The organism is Bradyrhizobium sp. LjRoot220 (assembly GCF_964252915.1).
GTDB lineage: Bacteria > Pseudomonadota > Alphaproteobacteria > Rhizobiales > Xanthobacteraceae > Bradyrhizobium.
In genome coordinates this window covers 312576-330043 of record NZ_CAXUPS020000005.1, presented here as the reverse complement: position 1 = coordinate 330043, position 17468 = coordinate 312576, and the positions used below count along the sequence as shown (strand labels likewise).

Here is a 17468-nt window from a genome sequence, read left to right as displayed (position 1 = left end):
TTCGATTGATGTCGAAGCATTGATGTCGCGATCCCTGCCATGATGGTCGCAGTCGCCGGATCGACCCCCGGCGCTGCATTCACAAGGAGAACAACATGGCAGCTGCAGACAACACCAACCAAAGCCTGGTCGTCACGGCGTTCTGGGAGGTCAAACCGGGCGAGGAAGCCGCGGTAGCTAGCCTCCTGAAAGACTTCCTGCCGCAGGCGCAGCGAGAGCCCGGCGTGAAGGAATTCCAGATCCACCAGAATCTGACGGAGCCGCGAAAGTACTTCTTCTACGAGGTGTTCGCGGGCGAGGCCGCGTTCGCCGATCATCAGCAAACGCCGCACTTCAAGAACATCATCGTCGGACAGGCGATCCCAAAGCTTGCAAAGCGCGAGCGATCGCAGTTCCGCTTCATTTGACACGAAACTCGCACGTCCTCCGTCATCCTGAGGTGCGCTCGGCGGCGCAATTGCGCCGCTGGCTTGCGCGCCTCGAAGGATGAGTACGGGCCCGTGACCATCCTTCGAGGCTCGCTCGGCTCGCACCTCCCGAGCGAACGCAAGTGCGTTCGTCCGGGGATGACGTCCGCCGAATCAAACCAAAGCAATCACGGCTACGGCGCGCCGCTGATTGCCCCCGCGGCGCGCCGTTTCAACAATTCCTGCTCGCGCTTGTTGCCGGCGAGGCTGGCAGCCGCCTCGAACGCCGCGCGGGCTTCCTCGAACCGGCCGAGCTTCTGGAGGAGATCACCGCGAACACTCGGTAGCAGGTGATAGGTTTTCAGCGCCGGCTCGAGCACGAGATTGTCCACGATTGCAAGCGCCGCCGCCGGTCCCTCGGCCATGCCGACCGCCACCGCACGATTGAGTTCGATGACTGGCGAGCGCACCAAAGCAGCCAGCTCCGCGTAAAGCTCCGCGATGCGCGGCCAGGGTGTTTCACCGGGCGCCGACGCCTGCGCGTGACAGGCAATGATTGCGGCCTGCAGCGCGTAGAAACCGCCGGTGCCGCCGAGTTCGCGTACCCGCGCCAGTGCGGACATGCCGCGGCGGATCTGGAGTTGGTCCCAGAGCCCGCGGTTCTGGTCCATCAGCAGGATCGGATCGCCGGCTTTATCGGTGCGCGCGGCGATACGCGAGCCATTCAGCTCCATCAACGCCAGCAGGCCGTGCGCCTCGGATTCCTGCGGCGCGATCGAAGTCAGCACGCGGCCCATGCGCAGCGCATCGTTGCAGAGCTGCGGTCGCAGCCATTCGTCGCCGCGGCCCGCGGTATAGCCTTCGTTGAAGATGAGATAGACGACCTCCAGCACCGAGGCGAGCCGTTCGGAAAGTTCCTCGCCGCGCGGGGTCTCGTAGGCGAGCCCGGATTCCGACAGCGTCCGTTTCGCCCGCACAATTCTTTGAGCAATGGTCGCTTCCGGCAACAGGAAGGCGCGCGCGATCTCGTCGGTCGTCAGGCCGCAGATCATCCGCAGCGCCAGCGCCGCGCGGGCCTCGCGCGACAGGCGCGGATGGCACGCGGTAAAGATCAGCCGCAGCAATTCGTCGCCGATGTCGTCATCGAGCGCTGAGTCCAGATCGGGCATGGCCTGCTCTTCCTGCTCCATATCCCGCGCGACAATCTCGTGCTTGCGGGCGAGCATCTGGCGCCGGCGCAGATGATCCAGCGCCCGCCGCTTGGCGATCGCCATCAACCAGGCGCCGGGCTTATCCGGAACACCCGTTACAGGCCAGTGCTCGATCGCCGCCAGCAGCGCTTCCTGCGACAGGTCCTCCGCCAGCGGCACGTCGCGCAGCATCCGCGACAGGCTGGTGAGCAGCCGCGGCTGCTCGATGCGCCAGACCGCGACGACGGTGCGCTGGATGTCCGCGGCCGTCATCGCCACCGACAGCGTCCGCGTTGCACCCGCTTCAAGAAGCCGCCCGCGCGTTGACCGAGCAAGCCGCCTCCCAATCCGCCGTCACAAAGGCGCGGACTTCGCACGTTCCCTCCCAGCCCGGCATGTAGTCGCGATGGACCTGCATGAACTCGACAGCTTTCTCGATCGCTTCCTGCTTGTCCCTGAGTTCGAAGATCGCGTAGCCGCCGATCACTTCCTTGGCCTCGACGAACGGACCGTCGATGACACCAAGCTTGCCATCCGTGATCCGGACCTGCGCACCCGATGCGCGCGGCTGTAGCGCGCCGCTGCCGATCATGCGGCCGGCCTTGATCTCGCGCTCGGCAAGCTTGTGCACGGCCGCCATCAATTCCGGCGTCGGCGGCGTGGGGTGGACCGGCGTAACGATATACATGAAGCGCATGCGAACAACTCCTTGTGAAGGCGGGCCGCCGCTGTCACTGGATATCGGCGGCGGTGATGACGGCCGGCGATGCTGATCAGGAACACTCGCCTGGTGCGCCGTCAAAGAACGCGCGAACCTCGCACGTCCCCTCCCAGCCCGGCATGTGATCGAGGTGGAGCTGCATAAATTCCTTTGCCAGCGCCACCGCCTCTTCCTTGCTTCGCAGTTCGGAGATCGCGTAGCCGCCGATCACCTCCTTGGCCTCCACGAACGGGCCGTCGACGACGCTGAGCTTGCCATCGATAATGCGCACCTGCGCGCCCAAGGCGAGCGGCATCAACCCGCCGGTATCCAGCATGCGTCCGGCCTTGATTTCCCGGTCGGCGAGTTTGTTCATCGCCTCCATCATTTCGGCCGGCGGCTGCGCAGGCGGATGGGACGAGGTCACGATCGACATGAAGCGCATGAAAAACTCCTGTTTGAGGCGAGCCGCAGGCACCCTGCCCGCGGGGAACTGTCCCGCTATTTGAGACGACGAACGGGGGCCCTGCGAATCGACAGGGGATTTGAAAAAATTTCTACCGCGAAAGCCGTCCCCAGGCTGGCGGCGCCGCGGGCTGCTGCCACTCCGAAGCGCTCAGTTTTCGCCTTGCGAACAGGCGCCCCCGATCAGCGGCCGGTTGATCCGTTCTGCCACCGCCTGCCCCAGCACCTCCATCCCCCTGCGGTTGAAGTGCTTGAAATCGCGCGGGCCATGGACGAAGGCAGTTTCACTGGCGGCGCGGATGGCAGGGCGCAAATCGAGGAAGCCGGCGCCATGGCCGACCGTTGCAGTACGGATCAGCCGGCAAATGGCGTCGCTGTACTCCATTACGCGCTGCCTCGGATAACGGGTGGCGGTATCTGGCACATATTGCTGGCCCGAGACTTCCGCTCCCAGCAACCGATAGCTCGACAAAGGCGACGGCAGGTACACGACGAGGACCGGTGTCCCAGGCAGGAGCTTCTGTAGAAAGACCAGTGACCGGTCGTAGACCAGCGTGGCGCGCTCGAGCTCCTCGCTCGTCAGCTCCAGCGCCGGCGATTGCAGGTGGCCCGGCAATTCCGTGGCCTTGCCCGCGACCTCCGCCGCATTCGGCAAACCGGAAGGAATGGCCGGCTCTTCGGACGCCGGCACCTGCAACGTGCCGGTTGCTTCAGCCCAGGTCTGCCTGATCATGCTGACCAAAAAGCGAAACAACGGAAAATGCAGCGCGCGCCCTGTATCGTTGGACAGCGCCGGAGAGTAGGCGGCGATCGACCGGTCGATCTGTTCGGCAAGTTTTGATGCATCCGGATGTGCGACCCGGCGATCGAGGAAGCTGATGTTGTTGTTGAGATCGTTGCCTTCGTAAAAATAGACCACGGCGACATCAGGCTTGGGCAGGCGCAGATACCAGGCTCGATCCGCCTGCGCATAGGCGATCGCCGGGAAGGCGGCCATTCCTTCGGCGCTGCCCGCGCCGGAAACACCGAGCGCCACCACATCGCGGCCGCTCAGCTGCTGGATCACGTGCGCGGAATGAAACGGACCGTTACAATCGGGATTGATCTCAAGCAGCCAATCGCCAAAGCCCTGCGCGTGGGAATCGCCGAGCAGCAGCACCGGATTTTGTGGCAGCACGCCCGCCTTCGATGACTGGGCGAAGAGGCGAATGTCGTCCGGCAAGTGCCCGTGGAGGCGTAGCGGGACGTAGCGCAGGCCGCCAAAAGCGAAAGCTGCTTCCGCGGCCAAATAAGTCAGGCCGACCGAGACGATCACCAACAGACATTCGGCCAGCCGGACGCGCAATGTTCACCCCGTACAGAGTTACTAGCCTGCGGTCCACCGACCGATCGCGAATTACTGCCCCCGGATCATGATGAGGGGATCGGCACTGTCCGGCACCCTTCGCCACTGCGCATGGTCGTCGGCCTCGAACTCCCAGGTCTGGCCGCTGGCCGACATCAATATCATCCGGCCGCGATCGAGCCGCCACTGGTTGGGTGCGAACGCGGCCACCGCGGGATCGCAGCGCGGCTTCAAGAACACCTGGAAATTATCGCCTGATGCCTCGGTGTTGGTCAGCGTCAGGCCGCAGACGACCTTGCCACTGCCGCGCACCATCGACCAGTCGCCGATCATCTGGTCCATCGATTTGGCGAGCGAGCGGGCGGCCGCGAGATTCTGCAGGATGTAGACGCCCTCGCCGGTCCGCAGCCCTTCGAAAATGCCGCTCTCGACTTCGGTGAAATCGATCACCGGCTGGCCGGCGGCGTCCTGCAGCCGCACGATGTCGCCGAGGCCCTTGATGTTCCAGGCGGTGATATCCTTGGTGAAGGGCAGCGCCGCCGCACAGCCGGGCTCGAGTTCGAGCTTCAGGCCCTGCGGTGTCGTATCGGCCTTGAGCGTGACGACGCAGGTCTTGCTGCGTTCGGTGGTCGCAAGCTCCCACTGGCCGATCATCTCCTTCTGCAGGCTCGGAGCCCCCTGCGATCGCACCGATCCAGGATCAAGCAGAACGGCGAGCAGCGCCGATAACGCGGCGACTGCAGCGCCCCCACGGCGGCCAGCTTGCATCAGCGTCCCTTCACCGGTGTTTCCGGCACAGGCGTCAGCGGCGCCTTGCCGGCAAACCAGTTCTTGATGTTGTCGACGACGAGTTGATCCATCGCATTGCGCGTTACTACCGAGGCAGAACCGATATGCGGCAGCAGCACGACATTTTGCATGGCTTTCAGTTCGTCCGGCACGCTCGGCTCGTTGGCGAACACGTCCAGCCCCGCCGCCAGGATCGTTCCCGACTTCAGCGCCGCGACCAGCGCCTCCTCATCCACCACGGAGCCGCGCGCGACGTTGATCAGCACGCCGCGCGGGCCGAGCGCCTTGAGGACATCCGCATTGATCATCTTCGCGGTAGCGGCGCCGCCCGGCACGATCACGATCAGCGTGTCGACCGCCTTCGCCATTTCCATCAGGTCGCCGTAGTGCTTATAGGACACGGCCGATGACGGGTTGCGCGAGTGATAGGAAACCGGCACGAGGGAGGCTTCGAGGCGGCGGCCGATCGCCTGGCCGATGCGGCCCATGCCGACGATGCCGACCTTGCGGTCGCGCAGCGAGCCGACGCTCAAGGGATAGTTCTGCGTCTGCCACAGGCCCGAACGCAGATAGCGGTCGGCCTTGACGAATTCGCGCAAGGTCGCGATCAAAAGCCCCATCGCGACGTCGGCGACTTCTTCGGTCAGCACATCGGGCGTGTTGGTGACCACGACGTTATGTTCACGCGCGTACGTGGAATCGACGTGGTCGTAGCCGACGCCGAAGCTTGCGATGATCTCGAGCTTCGGAAAATGCGCCAGCGCCTTGCCGTCGGCCGGCACCGAATGATAGGTCACCGCCATGCCGCGGGTCTTGGCCAGCACGTCAGGCGTCAACCGCTCGAGATCGGCCCGGCTCTCCGCTTTGTGCAGCACGAACTGGTCCGAAAAGCCATTCTCGAGGATCGGCCTGATTGGTCCGTAGACCAGCAAATCGATCTTTTCGGACGAAATAGTTCCGGCAGCCATCAGTTTTCCTTTCCAAGCGCGCTTTCATGCCAGCGCCGCAGTACCAGATGCGAAATTAGCGCCAGCAGCCCATAGATGACAATTCCGGCGACGGAGAGCAACAGCAGTGCGGCGAACATTCGGGGAATGTTGAGACGGTAGCCGGACTCGGCAATGCGGAACGCGAGGCCCGAGCCTGCACCCGCCGTGCCGGCCGCGATTTCGGCAACCACTGCCCCGATCAGGGACAGCCCGCCTGCGATACGCAACCCACCGAGAATATAGGGCAGTGCTGCCGGCAATTTCAGATAACGCAGCGTCTGCAGCCGCGACGCGCCGTAGAGGCTGAACAGGCCGGCCAGATTACGGTCCACCGAATTCAGCCCAAGCGTGGTGTTGGACAAAACCGGAAAGAAGGCGACGATCCAGGCGCAAACAATGACGGCGGTCTGTTGCTGCAGATAGATCAGCAGCAGCGGCGCGATCGCGATGACAGGCGTGACCTGCAGGATCACCGCATAGGGAAACAGCGAATATTCCAGCCATTTCGACTGATTGAACAACAGCGCCAGCGCGACGCCGCCGATGGCAGCGGCGATGAAGCCTTCCAGCGTGGTCAGCAAGGTGACGCCGAGAGATTCCGACAGCACCGGCCAGTCCGAGACCAGTGTCTGGAACACCGCATATGGACCCGGCAGCACATAGGGTTGGATGTCGTTGATACGCACCACCAGTTCCCACAATCCGAAGCCGGCAGCGAGCACCACGATGGGCAGCACAAAACGAACAAGATCCCGTGAAGAGTTCATGCGCCGACCAGCCCGGAATAGGAAGGCATCAGCGCATTCGAGACCTCGCGACAATAGGCGGCATAGCTAGCCGACATCCTGAACTCCTCGACCCGCGGCTCCGGCGTGTCGATGCGAAACTCGGCGCTGATGCGCCCGGGCCGCGACGACATCACGACCACGCGTTGCGACAGATATACCGACTCGAACACCGAATGGGTGACGAAGACGATCGTCATGTTCAGCTTGCGCCACAGCGCCAGCAGATCGTTGTTGAGACGGAAGCGCGTGATCTCGTCGAGCGCGGCGAACGGCTCGTCCATCAAAAGGATGCCGGGATTGGTGACCAGCGCCCGCGCCAGCGATACCCGCATCTTCATGCCGCCGGACAATTCGCGCGGATAGGCAGCGGCGAATTCCGACAAGCCGACCTGCGCCAGCGCCTCTTCGACGCGAGGATCGGCCTCCGCCATGGGCACATGCCCAAGCTTCAGCGGCAGCCGGACGTTGTCCCGTACGCTGGCCCACGGCATCAATGTCGGCTCCTGAAACACAAAGCCGATGGAATAACCCGCGCGCGTTTCATTCGTACGTTGGGAAACGCCGACCACACCTGAACTTGGCGCGGTCAATCCCGCAATCAGCCGCAAGGCGGTCGATTTGCCGCAGCCGGAGGGCCCAAGCAGGGAGATGAATTCACCGCGCTTCACATCGAGGTCGAGCGGGCCAAGCGCGGCCACGCCATTGTCATAAACCTTGGTGACGGCACCAAGGCTCACCGCAATCGCATCGGCTTCCGATGAAGCGGGCCCTGCCATCACGCCTAGTTCTTCGGCCGCAGATTGAGGCCGACGCCCTTGTTGATGAAGCGCAGCGTATAGGCCTGGCGGTAGTCGATATCGCGGCGAACCACGCCGGCGCGCACCATCTTGTCGAAGAAGCTGGCAACGCGCGCATCCGTCATGGCGCCGATGCCGTCCTTCAAGGTGTCGCCGGAATCGACGATGCCGTATTCCTTCATCTTGGCCGTGGAATATTTCAGCAATTCATCGGTCATTTCCGGATTGAACTTCTTGATCATGGCATTGCCCGGCGCGTTGTCGCCGTAGAGATAATTGTACCAACCGATCATCGAGGCATCGACGAAGCGCTGCACCAGGTCGGGTTTCTTGTCGACGATCTCGGTGCGGGTCTCGATCAGGGTCGAATAGGCGTTGAAGCCGTGATCGGCCAGCAACACCACGTTCGGCTTGAAGCTGGCGGCCTTTTCGACCGCGTAGGGCTCGGAGGTGACATAGCCCTGCATCGCGCTTTGCTTGTTCACAATGAAGGGCTGCGAGTTGAAGGTGTAAGGTTTAACCTTGCTCTCGCTAAACCCATATTCGGACTTCAGCCACTGGAAATAGCTCGCAACGCCTTCCTTCGACACCAGCAGCGTCAGCGGTTTGAGGTCCTCCAATTTGCTGATCTTGAATTCCGGATGGGTCAGGAAGACCTGCGGATCCTTCTGGAAAATGGCGGCGACCGTCACCAGCGGCACCTTGTTGGTCACCGCATCGAAAGACTGCAGCGTGTTCGCGCTCATGAAGAAGTCGAGTTTGCCGGCAATCAGCAGCATGCGGTTGTTGCTGTTGGGACCGCCCGGCACGATGGTAACGTCCAGGCCGTAATTCTTGTAGGTACCGTCGGCCACCGCCTGGAAGAAGCCGCCATGCTCGGCTTCGGCGACCCAGTTGGTTCCAAACGAGACCTTATCGAGGGTCTGCCCGCGGGCGGGCGTCAGCGCGGCCAGCAACGCCAATAGGGCTGCGGTTAACGTTCGCGGCAAAAAGGCCGGGTTCATGGTTGGACTCCGTCGATCATTCTGGCCCATGATAGGTGCGGTAATGGACGTGGATCACTTCCCCGGGGAGAGGGAGAGTTGGCCCCAGAGACGACGATCGTCCCCGGATGACTGACAAACTACCCTGCAAATCCATTCAAAGAAACGCTTGGCTCGATGACTTCACCTGTTCCGCCCCGCAACTGGACCGACATCCATTGGCCCGACATCGCCGCGGCCGGCCCCGCGCGCTGGATCGCCGTGCTGCCGCTGGCAGCGACCGAGCAGCACGGTCCCCATTTGCCCCTCGGTACCGACGTCATGATCGGCGAGGCCTATCTGGCGCGGGTCCGCGAACTGCTGCCCGCGAGTGCTCCGGTCACGTTCCTGCCGCTGCAGCCGGTCGGGATTTCCACCGAACATATCGATTATCCGGGCACGCTGACGCTGCCCACTGACGTTGCGCTGAAGAGCTGGATGGCGCTCGGCGAAAGCGTCGCGCGCGCCGGCGTCAAGAAGCTCGTGATGGTCACGAGCCATGGCGGTAACAGTGCGGCGATGACGCTGGTCGCGCAGGATTTGCGCGCCCAGCACGGGCTTTTTGTTGTCACGACGAGCTGGTCGCGGTTCGGCGTGCCGGACGGACTGTTTTCGGCGGAAGAACTGCGCCACGGCATCCATGGCGGCGCGGTCGAAACCTCGATCATGCTGGCGCGCTATCCGTACACCGTACGCCAGGATGCGATCATCGATTTTCGCGCCAACAGCATCGCGATGGAAAAGGATCACCGCTGGCTGTCCGCGCATCGGCCCGCACCCTTCGCGTGGCAGGCGCAAGACCTGCACGGCAGCGGCGCCGTCGGAGACGCTACCCAAGCCTCCGCGGAAAAGGGCGAAAAGCTGCTCGATCACGGCGCCCACGCGTTCTGCGAGTTGCTTGATGACGTCGATAACTTCGACGTGAAGAGGCTGGCGAGCGGGCCGAATTACATCCTCTAAGCAGCTGTATTGACCGCCGAATAATCTCCCCCGGATTCCCGAAACCTCGTTCGAACCGGAATCGAAATGGCTCCGTCCAACTGGATGCGGACGACGATGACCGCCTTACGGCTGCTCTCGTGGTTCCTGCGTCCGGCATGGCGCCTCATCCACTCTGTGCCGAACCCGACCCGCCCGGCTGTCCCCCCCGGGCGGGTCAACTTTTTGGCTCACCCTCCCTATCCGCCGTTGCAAAACTGTCATGTAGGAATGGCATCCAAGACGGGCTCCTCGGCCCCACTGTTGCGAATTACTTGCAACTAGGGCGGGGGCATGGTGCGTTTTCCCGATCTGGCTTTGAGCGGACGAATCGGGAAAAAGCCGACCGGGGGGGCGGCGGGTTGATGACTTCATTTCCTGGTTGGCGGCAGGCGTTCAAATCTGCAGTGATGATGCGAGACCGCAGCCCGCTTCGCGCTGGACCAAGCCGCATCATGAATTTGTACCGCCAGTCCCTGCAGCATGTTCTGGCCGGCGCCGCCGTCGGTGCGATGACGCTCGCCGGTCCCGTCCTGGCGGCCGATATGTCGCTCAAGGCGCCGGCGCTCAATGCCGTCTACAACTGGACCGGCTTCTATGTCGGCGGCCATGTCGGTTATGGCAGCGGCAGCCTCGGCCCACACACCAACACCGAGCCCTTGCAGGGCGTGTTCTTTTCGCCCAGCGTCACGGGGCTGACCGGCGGCTACCAGGCTGGGTACAACCGTCAACTGGCCAATAATTTGGTGCTCGGTGTGGAGGCCGACATATCGTTCGGCAGCCCGGTGGATATTCCCAGGCTCGCGCCGGCTCCGTTCGACACCACCATTGATTATGTCGCAACCGCCCGCGGCCGTGTCGGCTACGCGATGGGCACATGGATGCCCTACGTCACAGGCGGCGTCGCATGGGGGAGCAGCCATGTCAGCCTCAACGACCTCGGGGTCATCATCCCGCCGAAGCGGTACCTCACGCATGTCGGCTGGACCGCAGGCCTCGGGATCGAGGTGGCGGTCGGCGGCAACTGGACCGCCAAGGCCCAATACGACTACGTCGACCTGGCGCGGCGGACCTATGACCTCACCGACGTCGGATTGCCGCGCGTCAATGTCGATCCCAACATTCATTTGTTCAAGCTCGGGCTGAACTACCGCCTGTGGGAGACGCCGCCCTGGGCCGGCCCCGCACCGGTCGATGGACGCACCGTGCTTGCTGAGCCGAAAAACTGGAACGTGCATGGGCAGACCACGGTCATCGCGCAAGCCTATCCCCGCATGCGCTCGCCCTATGAGGGCACCAACAGTCTTCCGGGCGGCGGCCAGGGCCGCGGAACATGGACCGCGGATGTGTTTCTCGGCTGGCGGCTGTGGCAGGGCGGCGAGTTCTATTTCAACCCCGAACTGGCCCAGGGCTTTGGCTTGAACAGCACGCTGGGACTTGCCGGCTTCTCCAACGGCGAGGCGCAGAAAGGCGGCGCGCCGTATCCGAAATACCGTCCGCAGCGCTACGTCTTCCGCCAGACCTTTGGGCTCGGCGGTGAGCAGGAAGACGTCGCCGACGGGCCGATGCAGCTCGCCGGAAAGCGCGACATCGACCGCGTCACGTTCACGGTCGGCCGCTTCGCGGTCGGCGACTATTTCGACGGCAATTCCTACGCCAAGGATCCGCGCGTCGACTTCATGAACTGGGCGATGTGGTCGTCTGCGGCGTACGACTTCCCCGCCGACCTTCCCGGCTTCACCCGCGGCGCGGTCGTCGAACTCAACCGCAAGGACTGGGCGCTCCGCGCCGGCCTGTTCCAGGTGCCCAACGCGCCCAACAGCGACGTCCTCGTGTTCAAGTCCGGCGGCGCGGTGGTCGAATTTGAGGAGCGCCACACCATCTTCGATCAACCCGGCAAGGTTCGGCTCGGCATTTTCGCCAATCGCGGCAACACCGGCAACTACCGTCTGGCGACTGCGATCGCCAATGCAGACCCGACGCTCGATATCAACGATGTCATCGTCGACATACGGCGCGACAACCTCAAATACGGCTTCTATGTCAACGCCGAACAGCAGATCGCCAGGGATGTCGGACTGTTCGCCCGCGCGAGCTGGAACGACGGGCGCTACGAGATCCTCTCCTTCACCGATGTGGATCGCAGCGTGTCCGCAGGATTGTCGGTCAAAGGCAGCCATTGGGGCCGCCCCAGCGATACGTTCGGCATCGGCGGCGCCATCAATGGGCTTTCACCCGCGCATCGCGACTTCCTGGCGGCCGGCGGCCTCGGCCTCCTGATCGGCGACGGCCGGCTCAACTACCGCAATGAAAGTATCTTCGAGACCTTTTACGCGTTCGCGATCGACAAGAATCTCACGTTGACCGCCGACTATCAGCTGATCGTCAACCCCGCCTATAATGGCGACCGTGGCCCGGTCTCGATCTTCTCGGGCCGTTTGCACGGCGAGTTCTGAGGTCCAACGCCGGACAGAATGGCGTCTGGCAAAAGTTCGGCATCGCGCCGCCATGCTTACTTGCCGAAGGCCCCATCGGCGATGCGTGTCGCCAGCACCTTGTCGATGCGCCGGCCGTCGAGATCGACGATCTCGAAGCGCCAGCCCTGCGCCTCCACGTGATCGCCGACGCTGGGTATCGCGCCGAACTGCTGGAGCAGGAAACCGGCCATGGTTTGATACTGCCGCGACGACGGCAGGACGATCTGGAGCAAATGCGCAAATTCGACGGCCGGCATCCAGCCCGAGATCAGATACGAGCCGTCGTCCCGCTTCACCACTGCCGCTTCGGGCGGCCCCTCTTCGGTATGGAAACCGCCGACGATCGATTCGAGAATGTCTGCACTGGTGACGACGCCCTGGAAGACGCCGTATTCGTCATGCACCAGCCCCATATGCACCGCGGAATCGCGCAGGATGGCAACGACATCCCTTGCATCGAGGAATTCGGGAATGATCGGCGCCTCCCGGACCAACTTGCGAATATCCGGCGCCTGTCCTGACAGATAGCTGTCCAGCATATCCTTGGCCTGGACAATGCCGAGCGCCGCGTCCGGGTCCTTGTCGAAAACCACAAAGCGGGAATGGTTGCTGCCCGCGAGCGCCGAAAAGATAACGTCAGGCGCATCGGCCAGATTGATCATGCTGACTTCAGGGCGGGGCGTCATGACGGCGCCGACCGGAAGATCGCCGAGCCGCATGACGCCCGCAATCATTTCCTTTTCGCCGGGTTCAAGCACGCCGGCATTCTCGGCCTCGACCACCAGGTTGCGGATTTCGTCTTCGCTGACCTTTCCTTCGGCTTCGCCGCGGTGACCGAGCAGCCACAACAGCCCCTTGCCCGAGCGATCCAGCAGCCACACCAGGGGCGATGAAATTTTCGCGAGCAGCATCATGTAGGGCGCCACGCGCACCGCCACCGATTCGGGGTCGCGCAAGGCGATCTGCTTCGGCACCAGCTCGCCAATGATGAGGGAGGCGTAGGTGATGACGCTCACCACGGCGCCGACGCCAATCGCATCAGCGAGGCCTTGCGACAATCCGGATTCGACCAGCAGGTTGGTCAGGCGCTGCCCCAGCGTGGCACCGGAAAACGCACCGGACAGCACGCCGATCAGTGTGATCCCGATCTGGACCGTCGACAGGAACTTGCCCGGATCGGAAGCCAGGGTAAGGGCACGGCGGGAACCCGTGACGTTCTTTTCGACCAGCGCCGCGAGCCGTGCCGGCCGTGACGAGACGATGGCAAGCTCCGACATTGCAAGCAGGCCATTGGTGATGATCAGGACCGTCACGATCCCGAGTTCCAGATAAAGCATCGTCTCCCTTTTTGCGGATGGTCATTCCAGAGCGAGGCTTTATCAGAGCAGCGCTCGCACGGCGAGTTATCTGTCGTCCCTGCGAACGAACGCAGGGACCCATACGCCGCGGCCTATCGATTGAGGGACGGCGGTAGATGCCTTGTTTCAACAACCAGCGCCTGTGGTTATGGGTCCCTGCGTTCGCAGGGACGACATGAATCTGAATCTCAGCCCGCCGGTTGAAACGATTCCGCCCGCGCCATATCCCAGGCCTCGCGAAAGCGCGGATCGCTGGTGCCGTCGATCAGCTCGCCCGCACGAAGCGGCGGATAGAGCCTTGCGAACGTCAAGACCTCGGTGGTGGAGCTTCGCTGCGAAAAATGGATCGGCCGCAATTGCTGCGGGTGGTCGAGGCCCGCGGCGGCGAGCAGTTCGGCCAGCGCATGCAAGGTGGCGTGATGATAGTTGTAGACGCGATCGACCTTGTGCGGGACCACCAGCGCGCGCGCCCGCGACGGGTCCTGCGTGGTCACCCCGGTCGGGCAACGATCCGTATGGCAGCTCAGCGACTGGATGCAGCCAAGCGCGAACATGAAACCGCGCGCCGAATTGCACCAGTCGGCGCCGATCGCCATCGCGCGCGCCATGTCGAAGGCGGTCGCGATCTTGCCAGCAGCGCCGATGCGGATGCGGTCGCGCGCATTGATGCCGATCAGGGCGTTATGGACGAAATTGACGCCCTCACGCATCGGCATGCCCAGATGGTCCATGAATTCGAGGGGAGCCGCGCCAGTGCCGCCTTCATTGCCGTCGACCACGATGAAGTCGGGATAGATCCCGGTCTGCAGCATCGCCTTGCAGATGGCGAGGAACTCCCAGGGGTGGCCGATGCACAGCTTGAAGCCGGCGGGCTTGCCACCTGACAGACGCCGCATCTCACCGATGAAGGTCATCATTTCCAGCGGCGTCGAAAACGCACGGTGAGTGGCCGGTGAGATGCAGTCTTCGCCCATCGGTACGCCCCGGATCTTTGAAATCTCCTCCGAGACCTTGGCCGCCGGCAATACGCCGCCGTGTCCGGGCTTGGCCCCCTGACTGACTTTGAGTTCGACCATCTTGATCTGGTCGTCGGTGGCGATGCGCGCGAACAATTCGGGATTGAAGCTGCCGTCAGGGTTGCGGCAGCCGAAATAGCCGGAGCCGATCTCCCAGATGATGTCGCCGCCGTTTTCGCGATGATACGGACTGACGCCGCCTTCGCCGGTGTCATGCGCGAAGCCGCCTCGCTTGGCGCCGGCATTGAGCGCACGCACCGCATTGGGACTGAGCGCGCCAAAGCTCATCGCCGAGATATTGAAGACCGAGGCGGAATACGGCTTGGTGCAATCCGGACCGCCGATGGTGACGCGAAACTCGTCCCCGCTACGCGTCTTCGGCGCCATCGAATGGTGCATCCACTCGTAGCCTTCCTTATAGACGTCCTCCTGGGTACCGAACGGGCGCTTGTCGAGCTGCATCTTGGCGCGCTGATAGACCAGCGCGCGGGTATCGCGGGAAAACGGCATGCCGTCCTTCTCGCTCTCGAAGAAATACTGCCGCAGCTCCGGGCGGATCTCTTCCAGCAGAAAGCGGATGTGCGCCGAGATCGGATAATTCCGCAACACGGCGTGGTTCTCTTGCGTGAGGTCGCGGATGCCGAGGGCGGTGAGCCCGCCGAAGATCACGATCGGAATCAGCAGTATTTCCCATACTTTCAAATTTTGATCGAAGATGCCGATGCCGATCAGCAGTGCCGTGACGACCGCGCAAATCGTCAGGACGATGTAGCGTGGCGAGAACGGCATCAGCAGCGTTTCCATGATATCCCCTCGGCCCGATTATTGTTGTCCGCCCAGCAGCTTAATCCAATCATGGGAATAAGCGCCATACGATATACGGTTTAGCCGTCGCGGACGTGACAGGGGATCGCAAAAACATTTACCGAAGCCGGCGGTGGTTGAATCAATTGATCGGAAGCTGCTTTTGCAGTGCAGCGTAGCCCTCAATGGCTGTGCAGCCGCATTTCCCCGGGGATCTTGCCCCGCTGCAGGCCATGGTGGGCCAGCCACGCATCTGTCGTGGCAATGGCACGGTCGATATGATCGGCCGTGCGCGAGAAATCGTAAGGTGATCCACCAGCGGGCATAGCGGCGGCACCACGAAATACTCGATGCCGGGATCGAGGCCTTCCAGTTCTATGACCAATTGCCGCGCGATCAGCAGCGTCAACGCGTGCAGCGCATTGGCGACCGCGCCGATCGGCGGCGCCTGCGTGGCGCAGGCGTGCCCCGTCGGCAGGATGATCAGCCGTTTGGCGCCCTTCTGGACCGCGATCCGGATCGGCGTGTTGCTGGAGATCGCACCATCGGCGAGATAGTAGTTCCTGTAGGGGATCGGCGCGAAGGCGCCGGGGATCGCGGTCGAGGCGACGATCGCCTCCGAGGTCGAGCCCTCCGACAGCACAATGCTGTCGCCGGAGATGATATCGGTGGTGACGATATGCACCGGCACCCTGGCGTCCTGCAGATTGCGATAGGAAATGTGATCGTCGATCAGCTTGCGGATGCCGTCATGGGAAATCAGGAAATCGCGATGCCACAGGAAACTCAGCACCGTGCGCCAGCTCATCGGAAACACGTCATGCCGCGTTAGTCCGCGCCAGATATCGCCCAGCCGCTCCACGCCCTTGAGCGTGGGATCGCCGGCATAGAAGGCGCCGTTGAGGGCGCCGACGCTGGAGCCGACCACCATGTCCGCGGAGATTCCGTGCGCGGCCAGCGAATGCAGCATGCCGACCTGGATGGCGCCAAAGCTGCCGCCCCCGGCGAGCACAAAGGCGGTTTTCGCCGGGCCAATCTGGTCGAGTACCGACAACACGCGCTCCCTTGTCGCCGCGTCGGCAACAGGCCGCGCGACGTTGGGAGGCTTATAGCAGTGGGGGAATGGGGTGGGCTATCATTCGTCGTCCCCGCGGAACGCGGACCCATCTCGTCGCCCGGCCTTGAGCCGGGTCCGCGTTGTTCCGGATTTGAGGCGGTCGGCGTTGATAGCTAGCGCAACAATGAGCGCCGGTGGTTATGGGTCCCGGCTCAAGGCCGGGACGACAGCATCAGCGCTCGACGAACGCCTTTTCGATCACGAAGTGACCGGGCTGGCTGTGGCTGCCTTCGAGGAAGCCGCGCGCCTCGAACAGCTGGCGCAGTTCTTCCAGCATGCCGGGGCTGCCGCACATCATGATGCGGTCGGTCGCGATATCGAGCGGCGGCTGATGGATGTCGTTGAACAGCTGTTCCGAGGTGATCAGGTCGGTGATGCGGCCGCGATTTCGGAACGGCTCGCGGGTCACGGTCGGGTAGTACAGCAGCTTCTCGGACAAGAGCGGCCCGAACAATTCGTCGTCGCGCAGTTTGGCAACCAGCTCTTCGCCATAGGCGAGTTCGGACACCTGCCGGCAGCCATGAACCAGCACGATGCTCTCATAGCGCTCATAGACATCAGGGTCCTTGATCAGGCTTGCGAACGGTGCGAGCCCGGTGCCGGTCGACAGCAGCAGCAGGCGCTTGCCCGGAATCAGATTGTCGGTGATCAGCGTTCCCGTCGCCTTGCGGCCAACCAGGATGGTGTCGCCTTCCCGGATCTTCTGCAGCTTCGAGGTCAGCGGCCCGTCCGCGACCTTGATGGAGAAGAATTCGAGCTCTTCCTCGTGATTGGCGCTCGCCATGCTGTAGGCACGCAGCAGCGGCCGGCCTTCGACCTCGAGGCCGATCATCGCGAATTGCCCATTCTGGAAGCGGAAGCCGGAATCGCGGGTGGCGGTGAAGCTGAAAAGCGTATCGGTCCAATGCCGGACGGAAAGAACTTTCTCTCTATAGAACGCGCTCATGTGTTTTCGTTTTTCCTGACGTCTTGGTGTAGAACAATTCAGTTTCTTGCCGGTTTTTCGGTTCTCAACGTGCCGAAAACCCCCGAAATCATTGGCGATTTGACGTTTCAATTGCGCCAATGACAGAGATAGTCAAGATCAATCGGTGCACAATTGAGAACCCGGAATGGCAGTCGGTTTATTTTGCAGAAAGGTTCGATTGCCGTCGTTAACTTAAGATCGCACACGCAATTAACTTGCTGAAATCGGCGCTGATCCAGCAATAAATTGCTACGCAACC

Annotated in this window: 16 protein-coding genes; 3 read left to right on the top strand and 13 right to left on the bottom strand. The window is 62.7% G+C overall.

The annotated features are described in order from the left end of the window. Window positions 1–95: 95 nt before the first annotated feature. Window positions 96–407, top strand: coding sequence for a putative quinol monooxygenase (locus ACSQ84_RS22810; protein WP_436213954.1), 312 nt, complete (start codon window positions 96–98; stop codon window positions 405–407). A 194-nt stretch (window positions 408–601) separates the two neighbouring features. Here the strand turns inward: ACSQ84_RS22810 and ACSQ84_RS22805 are convergent, their stop codons facing one another. The 9 genes from ACSQ84_RS22805 to ACSQ84_RS22765 all read right to left on the bottom strand — a co-directional run bounded on the left by ACSQ84_RS22805 (window position 602) and on the right by ACSQ84_RS22765 (window position 8474). Further along, on the bottom strand, window positions 602–1870 hold the full coding sequence (locus ACSQ84_RS22805; RefSeq protein WP_436214091.1) for an RNA polymerase sigma factor: 1269 nt from the start codon (window positions 1868–1870) through the stop codon (window positions 602–604). Window positions 1871–1901: 31 nt separating this feature from the next. Further along, window positions 1902–2294, bottom strand: a complete 393-nt coding sequence (locus ACSQ84_RS22800; RefSeq protein WP_436213953.1) for a YciI family protein — start codon at window positions 2292–2294, stop codon at window positions 1902–1904. Between the two features lie 76 nt (window positions 2295–2370). Then, window positions 2371–2733, bottom strand: a complete 363-nt coding sequence (locus ACSQ84_RS22795) for a YciI family protein (RefSeq protein ID WP_436213952.1) — start codon at window positions 2731–2733, stop codon at window positions 2371–2373. Between the two features lie 180 nt (window positions 2734–2913). Then, window positions 2914–4080 carry a hypothetical protein gene (locus ACSQ84_RS22790; RefSeq protein ID WP_436213951.1) on the bottom strand — a complete coding sequence of 389 codons (1167 nt, stop codon included), beginning with the start codon at window positions 4078–4080 and terminating at the stop codon, window positions 2914–2916. A gap of 78 nt (window positions 4081–4158) precedes the next feature. Continuing rightward, entirely contained in the window at window positions 4159–4875 is a 717-nt protein-coding gene (locus tag ACSQ84_RS22785) for an AprI/Inh family metalloprotease inhibitor (protein ID WP_436213950.1), read from the bottom strand. Beyond that, window positions 4875–5864, bottom strand: a complete 990-nt coding sequence (locus ACSQ84_RS22780) for a 2-hydroxyacid dehydrogenase (RefSeq protein ID WP_436213949.1) — start codon at window positions 5862–5864, stop codon at window positions 4875–4877. The genes ACSQ84_RS22785 and ACSQ84_RS22780 overlap by 1 nt, the downstream gene beginning before the upstream one ends. Continuing rightward, the gene (locus ACSQ84_RS22775; protein WP_436213948.1) at window positions 5864–6652 is read right to left on the bottom strand and encodes an ABC transporter permease; all 789 of its coding nucleotides are present in this window, start codon (window positions 6650–6652) and stop codon (window positions 5864–5866) included. Before ACSQ84_RS22775 ends, ACSQ84_RS22780 begins: the two co-directional genes overlap by 1 nt. Beyond that, complete coding sequence (locus ACSQ84_RS22770) at window positions 6649–7449, bottom strand: ABC transporter ATP-binding protein (protein ID WP_436213947.1); 801 nt, start codon at window positions 7447–7449, stop codon at window positions 6649–6651. The genes ACSQ84_RS22775 and ACSQ84_RS22770 overlap by 4 nt, the downstream gene beginning before the upstream one ends. 5 nt (window positions 7450–7454) lie before the next feature. Further along, the gene (locus tag ACSQ84_RS22765) at window positions 7455–8474 is read right to left on the bottom strand and encodes an ABC transporter substrate-binding protein (RefSeq protein ID WP_436213946.1); all 1020 of its coding nucleotides are present in this window, start codon (window positions 8472–8474) and stop codon (window positions 7455–7457) included. 156 nt (window positions 8475–8630) lie between these two features. Between ACSQ84_RS22765 and ACSQ84_RS22760 the strand changes: the two genes are divergently transcribed. After that, window positions 8631–9452: a creatininase family protein gene (locus tag ACSQ84_RS22760; RefSeq protein ID WP_436213945.1), complete on the top strand. Its 822-nt coding sequence runs from the start codon at window positions 8631–8633 to the stop codon at window positions 9450–9452. A gap of 473 nt (window positions 9453–9925) precedes the next feature. Then, a complete protein-coding gene (locus ACSQ84_RS22755; protein WP_436213944.1) occupies window positions 9926–11926 on the top strand; it encodes a carbohydrate porin in 2001 nt (666 codons plus the stop codon). Window positions 11927–11982: 56 nt separating this feature from the next. Here the strand turns inward: ACSQ84_RS22755 and ACSQ84_RS22750 are convergent, their stop codons facing one another. The 4 genes from ACSQ84_RS22750 to ACSQ84_RS22735 all read right to left on the bottom strand — a co-directional run bounded on the left by ACSQ84_RS22750 (window position 11983) and on the right by ACSQ84_RS22735 (window position 17188). After that, window positions 11983–13284, bottom strand: coding sequence for a hemolysin family protein (locus tag ACSQ84_RS22750; RefSeq protein ID WP_436213943.1), 1302 nt, complete (start codon window positions 13282–13284; stop codon window positions 11983–11985). Between the two features lie 209 nt (window positions 13285–13493). Beyond that, window positions 13494–15125, bottom strand: coding sequence for an FMN-binding glutamate synthase family protein (locus tag ACSQ84_RS22745; protein WP_436213942.1), 1632 nt, complete (start codon window positions 15123–15125; stop codon window positions 13494–13496). 142 nt (window positions 15126–15267) lie between these two features. Further along, entirely contained in the window at window positions 15268–16179 is a 912-nt protein-coding gene (locus ACSQ84_RS22740; protein ID WP_436213941.1) for a patatin-like phospholipase family protein, read from the bottom strand. Between the two features lie 235 nt (window positions 16180–16414). Then, on the bottom strand, window positions 16415–17188 hold the full coding sequence (locus ACSQ84_RS22735) for a ferredoxin--NADP reductase (protein ID WP_436213940.1): 774 nt from the start codon (window positions 17186–17188) through the stop codon (window positions 16415–16417). Window positions 17189–17468: the final 280 nt, after the last annotated feature.

Bases quoted from the DNA above. Each gene is read 5' to 3' on its own strand.
- ACSQ84_RS22810 (WP_436213954.1), top strand. From the start codon at position 96: ATGGCAGCTGCAGACAACACCAACCAAAGCCTGGTCGTCACGGCGTTC.
- ACSQ84_RS22805 (WP_436214091.1), bottom strand. From the start codon at position 1,870: ATGACGGCCGCGGACATCCAGCGCACCGTCGTCGCGGTCTGGCGCATC.
- ACSQ84_RS22800 (WP_436213953.1), bottom strand. From the start codon at position 2,294: ATGCGCTTCATGTATATCGTTACGCCGGTCCACCCCACGCCGCCGACG.
- ACSQ84_RS22795 (WP_436213952.1), bottom strand. From the start codon at position 2,733: ATGTCGATCGTGACCTCGTCCCATCCGCCTGCGCAGCCGCCGGCCGAA.
- ACSQ84_RS22785 (WP_436213950.1), bottom strand. From the start codon at position 4,875: ATGCAAGCTGGCCGCCGTGGGGGCGCTGCAGTCGCCGCGTTATCGGCG.
- ACSQ84_RS22780 (WP_436213949.1), bottom strand. From the start codon at position 5,864: ATGGCTGCCGGAACTATTTCGTCCGAAAAGATCGATTTGCTGGTCTAC.
- ACSQ84_RS22775 (WP_436213948.1), bottom strand. From the start codon at position 6,652: ATGAACTCTTCACGGGATCTTGTTCGTTTTGTGCTGCCCATCGTGGTG.
- ACSQ84_RS22770 (WP_436213947.1), bottom strand. From the start codon at position 7,449: ATGGCAGGGCCCGCTTCATCGGAAGCCGATGCGATTGCGGTGAGCCTT.
- ACSQ84_RS22765 (WP_436213946.1), bottom strand. From the start codon at position 8,474: ATGAACCCGGCCTTTTTGCCGCGAACGTTAACCGCAGCCCTATTGGCG.
- ACSQ84_RS22760 (WP_436213945.1), top strand. From the start codon at position 8,631: ATGACTTCACCTGTTCCGCCCCGCAACTGGACCGACATCCATTGGCCC.
- ACSQ84_RS22755 (WP_436213944.1), top strand. From the start codon at position 9,926: ATGAATTTGTACCGCCAGTCCCTGCAGCATGTTCTGGCCGGCGCCGCC.
- ACSQ84_RS22750 (WP_436213943.1), bottom strand. From the start codon at position 13,284: ATGCTTTATCTGGAACTCGGGATCGTGACGGTCCTGATCATCACCAAT.
- ACSQ84_RS22745 (WP_436213942.1), bottom strand. From the start codon at position 15,125: ATGGAAACGCTGCTGATGCCGTTCTCGCCACGCTACATCGTCCTGACG.
- ACSQ84_RS22735 (WP_436213940.1), bottom strand. From the start codon at position 17,188: ATGAGCGCGTTCTATAGAGAGAAAGTTCTTTCCGTCCGGCATTGGACC.